This window comes from Streptomyces sp. WM4235, assembly GCF_001279725.1.
GTDB lineage: Bacteria > Actinomycetota > Actinomycetes > Streptomycetales > Streptomycetaceae > Streptomyces.
Genome location: NZ_LGDE01000060.1, coordinates 1 through 8,265 on the forward strand (window position 1 = coordinate 1; position 8,265 = coordinate 8,265).

7 protein-coding genes and 1 pseudogene are annotated in these 8,265 nt (G+C 65.2%); 5 read left to right on the top strand and 3 right to left on the bottom strand.

The features are described 5' to 3' along the window. Window positions 1-259: pseudogene (locus ADK55_RS07555) on the bottom strand (hypothetical protein); the annotation flags it as partial. 521 nt (window positions 260-780) lie between these two features. Between ADK55_RS07555 and ADK55_RS39605 the strand changes: the two are divergent. The 5 genes from ADK55_RS39605 to ADK55_RS07580 all read left to right on the top strand — a co-directional run bounded on the left by ADK55_RS39605 (window position 781) and on the right by ADK55_RS07580 (window position 6,075). Further along, on the top strand, window positions 781-1,224 hold the full coding sequence (locus ADK55_RS39605; RefSeq protein WP_234349935.1) for a hypothetical protein: 444 nt from the start codon (window positions 781-783) through the stop codon (window positions 1,222-1,224). Window positions 1,225-1,454: 230 nt separating this feature from the next. Beyond that, window positions 1,455-2,654 (top strand): tyrosine-type recombinase/integrase, encoded by a 1,200-nt coding sequence (locus ADK55_RS07565; protein WP_078998602.1) that lies wholly within the window; start codon window positions 1,455-1,457, stop codon window positions 2,652-2,654. Then, window positions 2,647-5,112, top strand: coding sequence for a site-specific integrase (locus tag ADK55_RS07570; protein WP_234349936.1), 2,466 nt, complete (start codon window positions 2,647-2,649; stop codon window positions 5,110-5,112). The genes ADK55_RS07565 and ADK55_RS07570 overlap by 8 nt, the downstream gene beginning before the upstream one ends. Before the next feature lie 42 nt (window positions 5,113-5,154). Further along, window positions 5,155-5,553: a hypothetical protein gene (locus tag ADK55_RS07575; RefSeq protein WP_053676699.1), complete on the top strand. Its 399-nt coding sequence runs from the start codon at window positions 5,155-5,157 to the stop codon at window positions 5,551-5,553. Window positions 5,554-5,706: 153 nt separating this feature from the next. After that, window positions 5,707-6,075 (top strand): hypothetical protein, encoded by a 369-nt coding sequence (locus ADK55_RS07580; protein WP_234349937.1) that lies wholly within the window; start codon window positions 5,707-5,709, stop codon window positions 6,073-6,075. A 403-nt stretch (window positions 6,076-6,478) separates the two neighbouring features. Here ADK55_RS07580 and ADK55_RS36080 read toward each other — a convergent pair whose 3' ends face one another. Together ADK55_RS36080 and ADK55_RS07585 are read right to left on the bottom strand one after the other, a co-directional pair. Beyond that, entirely contained in the window at window positions 6,479-7,282 is an 804-nt protein-coding gene (locus tag ADK55_RS36080; RefSeq protein WP_267887335.1) for a restriction endonuclease, read from the bottom strand. A 28-nt stretch (window positions 7,283-7,310) separates the two neighbouring features. Further along, window positions 7,311-8,132: a S1 RNA-binding domain-containing protein gene (locus ADK55_RS07585; RefSeq protein WP_234349938.1), complete on the bottom strand. Its 822-nt coding sequence runs from the start codon at window positions 8,130-8,132 to the stop codon at window positions 7,311-7,313. Between the last annotated feature and the right edge of the window lie 133 nt (window positions 8,133-8,265).

Below are 8,265 nucleotides of genomic sequence, written 5' to 3' on the forward strand. Positions count from 1 at the left end.
GTACGGCGGTTCCGACCGTGTTATCGGGGTTGGCGGCGTCGGCGCGCAGCCACAGGTCGACGAACATCGCCGCGGCTCCGGTCGGGTCGGCGGTCGGTCGGGCCGTGCCCTGAACAGTGGGGGCGGGTGCGGCCTGGAGGGCGGTGGTGCGGGGCGCCAGGAACGCGACGGCCAGGGCGAGGGGGCGGGCCTCCAGCGCGGTCCACCCCCCGATCCGGATCAGGTTCGGGCCGCGAGAGACGGATCGTCCGGTCGGCACGGTCTCCGGTCGCGTGGTCCGCAACGGGGTCGAGACCGTCCGGCGGACGCGCCGTGACGGGCGGGGTGGGGGAGAGGTCGGGCTGGTCATCGTGTGGCCTCCGGGGAAGTGGGATTCGCTCTGCCCCAGGCAACGGCCCCGACCTCACCGGTTCGCTCACCACGGCAAGCCCTTCGGCGTCACGAGGAGACAACTCCTCGGACCGGTGACTCACCGGTGACTCACCACCGCACCGGCGAAACTCCCCACCCCAGGTCACAGCCCCGCAAGCGGTCAACTCACCGGCCGGCGCGCGGACCTCCGGCGAAAGTCACCGGCACGCTCACCGGCCCGGCCGACTGCCACCGCGTGCAGTCACCGACCCAAGTCACCGGCTCCGAACGCCGGCCGGTGAGTCACCGAACGACTCACCGGCCCCGACCCGCCACCACTTCGGCCGTATGGAGGCTTCGTCATGCAGGCGTCGCGCGCGGCATCCACAGTGATCTTGGAAGGGTGGCGACCGCAGAGGAGACAGTCGGGTGACGTTGCGACCGCCGGTACAGCCGATGCTCGCGCAGGCCGCGGAGTCGGTACCAGGCCCCGGCGTGCTCGGCCCACTGGCCTTCGAGCAGAAGTTCGACGGATTCCGGGCGCTGCTCTTCACCCCGACCGGGCCCGGCGGGCGAGTGCTGGTGCAGTCCCGGCGCGGCGCCCTGATCCAGGACCGGTTCCCCGACCTCGTCGCGGCCGCCGAACAGCAACTGCCCGACGGCCTGGTCCTCGACGGTGAGCTCCTCGTCTGGGACCCCGAAGAGGGCCAGCTGTCCTTCGAGGCGCTGCAACGCCGCGCCGCCGTCCGCGGCCGCAACGCCCCCACCCGGGCGACCCGCTGGCCCGCCCACTTCGTCGCCTTCGACATCCTCCAGACGGGCGGCGAGGAGACCGTCAACCGCCCCTATGTCGAGCGGCGCGCACTGCTTTGAGGACCTGTTCGCCGACCATGGGCTGACGGCGCCGTGGACGCTGTGCCCCATGACCACCGACCTGGCCACAGCCCGGGAATGGCTGGAGTCCTGGACCGACGTCTCCGGCGTCGAGGGCCTGGTCGTCAAAGGCATGAACCAGCGCTACACCCAAGCCGCCAGAGGCTGGTTTGTTAACTGCACCTTCTCCAGCTCGTTGAACGGGGCGACCCCGAGCCTCAAGGAGAGAAATGCAGGACCTGCACAGGGACCTGATCGAAGGCCGAGCAATCCTGCCTCGCGTGGGCTGCGTAGTTGAGCTCGAAACGAGTTACCCCGGCTTCGCTGTCGTCGACCCCTATGGGGAAGCCGTAGAGCCCGTCATCACGTACCTGAGGGACCTGGCACTCGACGACAATCGTCCGCTCACCGGCCGCAGCTATGCATATGACATGTTGCGTTGGTATCGCCTGTTGTGGTTCCTCGGTGTCGCCTGGGAGCGAGCCACCCAATCCGAGGCGTCTGCGCTGGTGGGCTGGCTCCGGACGGCAGATAATCCGCAGCGCCGGCGTCGACGGCCAGATGCCCCTCCGCCCGGCTCGGTGAACCCTCGAACCGGCAAGACCTACCTGAGGGCTGGCTACGCGCCCACGACGATCAACCACAATCTGACTGTCGTCAGCAGCTTCTATGCCTTCCACCGGCGCCACAACCGCGGACCGCTCGTGAACCCGGTGCCGGAGTCGGCCGCCCAGCGTCGAGCGTTGGCCCACCGCGACCCTGAGATGCCCACTCCTCAGTTCCGGCGGGCCCGGCTGCGCCAGCGAGTCCGCTCCACCGATCCGCGAGCGATCCCCGACAACCTCTGGGATGAGCTTTTCGGGGCGATGACGCATGACAGGGACAGGGCCGCGGTGCTGCTCTACGTTTCCAGTGGCTCCCGAGCCGGCGAGCTCCTCGGAGTGACGCCCAACGACATCGACTGGTCAGGCCAGCAGATCTACGTCGTGACCAAGGGATCCGAGGACCGCGAACCGGTCCCAGCGAGCCCGCAGGCCCTGATGGTCCTGGCCGCCTATCTGGACCAGATCGGGCTGCCACCAGCCCACGAACCGGTGCTCCGCACTCGACGCGGCCCCGACAGGCCGCTGACCTACTGGGCGATGCGCCGGATCATCCAGCGGGCGAACGAGAAGCTCGGCACCAACTGGACTCTGCACGACCTGCGGCACACTGCTGCTCAGCGCATGGCCAACGACCCCAGCCTCACGCTGGCTCAAGTTCGGGTGATCATGCGCCACACCGATTTGGCGACCACCGGCCGCTACCTCAACGCCCGCGTTGAGGACCTCTTCGCGGCTCTTCAGGAGCACTATCACCGACCTCGCATCGAACGCACCATCGCCCCTGGCTACGACTCTGATGACTTCAAGGTGGTGTTCGGTGGTTAACCGGACTACGGCCGACATCTACACGGTCCGTCACCGGCGGATGCGGCGCGAAGAGGATCGAGGACCTGAAGACCGCACGAAGTACCAGGCTGCCGTACTCAAAGCGGCGCCGGCTCCCCGCCCCGAGCATCCTCCGGCCCCATTCGGTGATCTGACTGCAGCCACCATCGAGGAGCTTTGCCATCTGGCCACTCAAATCCTGCCGGGTGAAGCGAAGTCGGTCAGGGATAAACGCCAACTCGGTGTCCGGAGGCTCTTCGGGCACCTGGCAACGTTTCCTGGAAACACCTGGCAGGAGCGCTGGGAAGCCAGCGGATTCAACAATGAGGGCGCATCCTCGGTGAACAGCCTGGCCAGGCCCGGCGTTGGGTATGACTGCAGCAACCTGATCTCCGCGCTGAGGATGGCATTCAGCCTGCGGGTCTTCCAGCCGTCACTGCCGGGGTTCCGAGCGAACATGTTTATCCGCTACCCGGAGTTCTTCCGCAAAATGCAGCGCGACCCGCAGCTGGACAGGGTGTTCGAGGAGATCGCCGCTCACCCCGAAATGAATAACCTGAACCGGCTACGGGCGAAGTTCGACATCACCTGCGCCCTGACCACGCAGGGCATCGCCCTGGCCGATCTTTCCCCCTCGGCACTCCTGCACTATTCCCTGGAGGTCAGGAGACTGGGCAACGTTTTTGGCGCCGACAGCAGCGGCGCACGCTTCGGTGCTCTCGCCGCATGGCAGGCGCTGCACGAAGCCGGACACTTCCCTCTCGGCACGCCACCGACCTTGCGGATGTTCCTCTACAACGGCCAGAAGACCGTCGAGGAACTCGTAGACACGTACCCAGTCAATAATCCCGATGTCCGCCTACTACTGATCGACTACCTGACCCGTCGTCGTTCAGACACCGACTACACCACGCTCCAAGCGCTGGCTCGTTACCTGGTCAAGCTGTTCTGGGTGAGCATCGAGAAGATCAACCCCGGCCAGAAGGACCTGGTGCTCAGCCCGGAGGTCTATGACCAGTGGAGGGCAGACCTGCGCTACTGGACGACGGACAAGACGAAGGTCCGCAAGCACTACGAGATGATTCTGCTGTCCGTCCGCGGTCTCTACGTCGACCTGCACAGCTGGGCCATCGCGGAGCCGGAGAAGTGGGCCCAGTGGGTGGCCCCCTGCCCGGTCCTGCCCCGCGACCTGAAGGGATATGGCAAGCGCCGACGCGCGCATATCCGCGATATGGCTGACCGGACACGCGTCCGTCAGCCTTTGCTGCCAGCACTCGTCCAGCACGTCGAAGCCAGGCACGAGCACCTGGCCGCACTGCTCGAAGCCGGCCGCAGTACCCCGCTGGGCGGCGCGTTCTCCCTCAACGGGCACCGCTACAACCGCACCAACTCTGGCACGGACCGCCGCATGGCTCGGCTCCTTGAGAATCCGACCGTCAGAGTCGTCGACCAGGACACCGGGGCGAGGACCGACGTGACCAAGGCCGAGGACATCGCCTTCTGGGAGTGGGCCAGCGTCGAGCTTCTGCGGCACAGCGGAATCCGCGTCGAAGAACTCACCGAGCTGACCCACCTCAGCATTCGTCAATATCAGCGCCCGAACGGCGAGGTTGTCGCCCTACTCGTGGTTGCGCCTTCCAAGAGCGACCGAGAGCGGGTGATCCCGATGTCCGCCGAGCTGTTCCACGTGGTCGCGCAGATCGTCCGCCGCCAGATGCCCGACGGGAGGCCGATCCCGCTGGTCAGCCGCTACGACCCGCACGAAAAATCCTGGTCAGAACCTATGCCGTTCCTGCTTCAACGCAAGATCGGCACCATCTGCGGTGTCATGGCTACGGCGACTGTCCTGATCATGCTCCGCCGCACCTGCGAGAAAATCGCCGAGACCAACGATGCCTTCGCCGGCATGACCTTCACTCCGCACGACTTCCGCAGACTCTTCGCTACCGACATCGTCAACGGTGGTCTGCCCATCCATATCGGTGCGGCTCTCCTTGGGCACATGAATCTCCAGACCACTCAGGGCTATGTTGCGGTGTTCGCCGAGGACATCGTCGGGTCCTACCAGCAGTTCCTGAACCATCGCCGGACTCTGAGGCCCGATGGCGAATATGGGGACGTCACAGTCGAAGAATGGGCCGAGTTCGAAGAGCACTTCGATAAGCGCAAGGTGGAACTCGGGAACTGCGCTCGCCCCTATGGATCTCCCTGCCGTCACGAGCACGCCTGCATCCGCTGCCCAATGCTGCAGGTCAACCCAAAGATGCTGTCCCGGCTCGCTGAGATCGAGAAGGACCTTCTCCTGCGTCGGAAGAAGGCGGAGGAGGAACAGTGGCGCGGGGAGGTTGACGGGATCGATCTGACGCTGACGTTTCTGCGGACCAAGCAGGCCGAGGCGGCCAGGCTCACTCGACGTCCGGTTGTCGCACTTGGGCTGCCTCAACCGCGCAGTCAGTGATCAACAGTGTTCAGAAGTCTCGGCAACGTCTAGCCTGCACGAATGCGCTACCTTGTCGAAGCATTCGCACTCACCGCCCTCCGGCGTGGTCGTTCGATCGAGCAGTTTCTGGGAGCGGCCGGAACCCCGGAAGTTCCCGGGATCCAATGGGCCGAGTTGCGGCCCACAGCCGGTGGCTTCGTCCTGGTGCTTCACGTGGCCCAAGATATCGGTGGCGAGAACTCCTACGACCTGGTCGAATTCCCATCCTTCGAGCAAGAGGACGGTGAGGAAGACTTCGGCCGCCAGATCGCCGTTGTCGATGACCCTCTGGCGGCCATGACCTTCGCCGAGGAGAGGCTCGGCGCAGGCCGTGACCGATGGGTCAACCAGGGAATGGCTGGTGACGAGTACCGGGACTACGTCCGTGCAGGCCGGCCCAGCCTGCCCCCCAGCGAGTGAGCAAGGGCTGACTACCCGGCGACCTGACCGGCTTGATCCTTCGCACCGTCCAGCTCCGCCACCGTCAGCACGCACGCCGCCCCCTGATCGAGTGAAGTGCAGAGAAGGTACAAGATCCGCCGAAGAGACACCACCGAAGCCGTCATCGGGGCCGTGACCGGAACCCTCGCCCGCCCGCAGCTCCTCGTCCTCGGCCGCCACGACCTTGCGGGTCGGCTGCGCGCGGTCGGCCGCACCGTCCCCTTGCGCCCGGATGCGTCCCGCCTGGTGGGCGAACACCTGGCCGCTGCCGCCCCCGGACACCCGTGGACGGGGGTCCGCTTCGCGTCCGCGTGGGGGTCCCGCGACGTACTGGACGCGACCCTCGTCCGCCCGGACCTGGTGGCGGAATTCAGCGCGGATCGGGCCATCGACCGCGGCGGCGTCTTCCGCCACCCACTGCGGTTCAAGCGACTGCGCACGGACGTCACGGTGGAGGACGTCCCCCGGTTCGGCGCCGGACCGGCCTCGGCCGCCGGGTAGGGCAGTGGGTGAAACCCGGGTAGGACGTGCCGGATCTTCGGCTCCTGCGCGACGGGTGGGGGAGTGTTCCGAAACCCCGTCGATGGTGTGACTGTCAGCGATAGTTGGCGGATGGTCTGTGCGCCTGTGCAGCTGGCAGGGCGGTTTGTCAGCGGTAGTTGGCGGACATCCCTCGTGCTGATCACAGACGGTGATCGCCTGGTTGGGCGGGCGGGGCGGCGAGTGCTCGGACGTGGTTGTTCAGGGCCTCGCGGAGCGCGGTGTAGTAGCGATCGCGCCAGGTGCCGATGAGCCGGAGAAGTGCGTGTTGGACGCTGGCCCGGTCGAGGTTGAACCCGGCCGGGCCGAGGGGCGATCGGAAGATCGGCGCGTATCTCCACTCGCCGCTGAGTCCAGGGTCCTCTTATTGGCCGCGAATACCGCTGAGCAAGCTAGTCAGCTCTGGCGGCTGCAGAGTCTTCCAGTCGACTGGACTTTCCCCTGGGGTCATCATGTGATCATAAATGCGATCGCAGGTGACTATGGACTTTTCGGCGACGAATAGTAGGCCCTCCCAGTCGGTGGCATCAAACCTCTCGCCATCAACGAGATCCAGCGGAAAGTAAGCTACTGGCCATCGGTCGAATCGCGCATTTTCCAGCGACTCTCGCATTTGATTGAGGCGGGCCATCACTCCAGCCATGGCATGGGGGCCGCCTTTGAGAAAATCGAACCCGGAAGGCCCGGAGTATCGAGAGAATGCCGCCTGTCGCTCCGGATCCGCTAGGTCCCAGACCGCCTCAAATGCCTTCATGAGGCGCGCAATTCGCCCGTCGAGAACCCTTGCTTTCGTCGCCGAGACCTCATTCCGAAAGTTCAGACTGAAGTCTTCTAGGCTAGTCAAGGTGATATTTGTATTCTGGGTGGCGCGGATTGCTCCAGCTTGGAATCCGCTCTCGGAAAAAACAATTCCGCGGTCGGCTCCGATGTCGTCGACTATTCCCTGGATGGTGAGGATTCTCTCCTTCGGGATCCGCCGCTCCCATGCCTTGCACTCGACCAGCCAAAGAATATTCACCCCAGCAATACTCATGCGGGCCGTCACGTCGATGTCATGCTGGGCTCGTGCGCCTTCAATGGGCTCATCGACGCGCGTATCGAATCCGAGCTCAGACAAGAAAGAGGAGACATCTTGTTGATATTGCTGCCATTCTGGCGTCCGGGGCAATTGGATACTCCAGTAGGTGAGAGTGGCGCTAGGTTCTGTCTGCTTCGCCGGCGGCGCCCAGCCGTACCCGGTGGCGCTGGAGGTCGACCTCGGCGATCTTCACCGTGATCATCTCGCCTTCATCGACAAGCTGATCCGGGGTCTCGACCGCCTCGTCAGTCAGGTCTGCGAGATGAAGGAACCCCACAATGTCGGGAGCAAGCTGCACGAACACGCCGAAAGGAACGATCTTGGCGATCGGCCCGGTGAGGACCCGGCCGACCTGATCCGCAAACCGAATGAGTGGATCTTCCTGAAGAGCCTTCAACGAGAGCGTGACCTGCCCGGAGCGCGTCTCGGCGATGATCACCTCAGCGGTGATCCTTTGGCCCGCTTCGACGACCTCGGATGGGTGGTTGATCAAGCCCCACGTCAGGTCCGGCACCCGGATGAAGCCGGTGCACAGGCCGTCTGGTTCGCCATCGACGTGAACGAAGACCCCGAAGTTGTGGACCGCGGAGACCGTCCCAGCAACCACCCGCCCTGGTTCGAACGCGAGGAGAAAGGACCGCAAGGCTGGACTCTCGCACGCCCGGGCGGAGAGGTGGAGCTGACCTTCGCGCCAACGGCCGATCTCTTCGGCCTTGAGCTCCTGGCCGACCTCAAACAGCTCGGATGGATGCTCCATCCGACGCATCGACGCCTCATGTCTAGGAATCCGACCGATCTCGGCCCTCTCCCCTTCGGCATCTACGAGCTGCACCAGGACGTCCGCTCCGTCGAACCCGGTGACCTTCACCGTTCTCACGACCCCCGGCCGGAGCTGGTTGATCAAGGACTGCACGCGAGGGTCAGGGGCTGGCTCGGACATGATGGTGAGCCTAGTCGGCGCCGGCCGCACTGGTTCCAACTCTCGTGACCAGGTTCCAACTCGCGCGTCACGGCTCACTCGCCGCTCGACGGCTGCGGACGGCTGGTGACAGAAACCCCTGCGAGGTGACAGT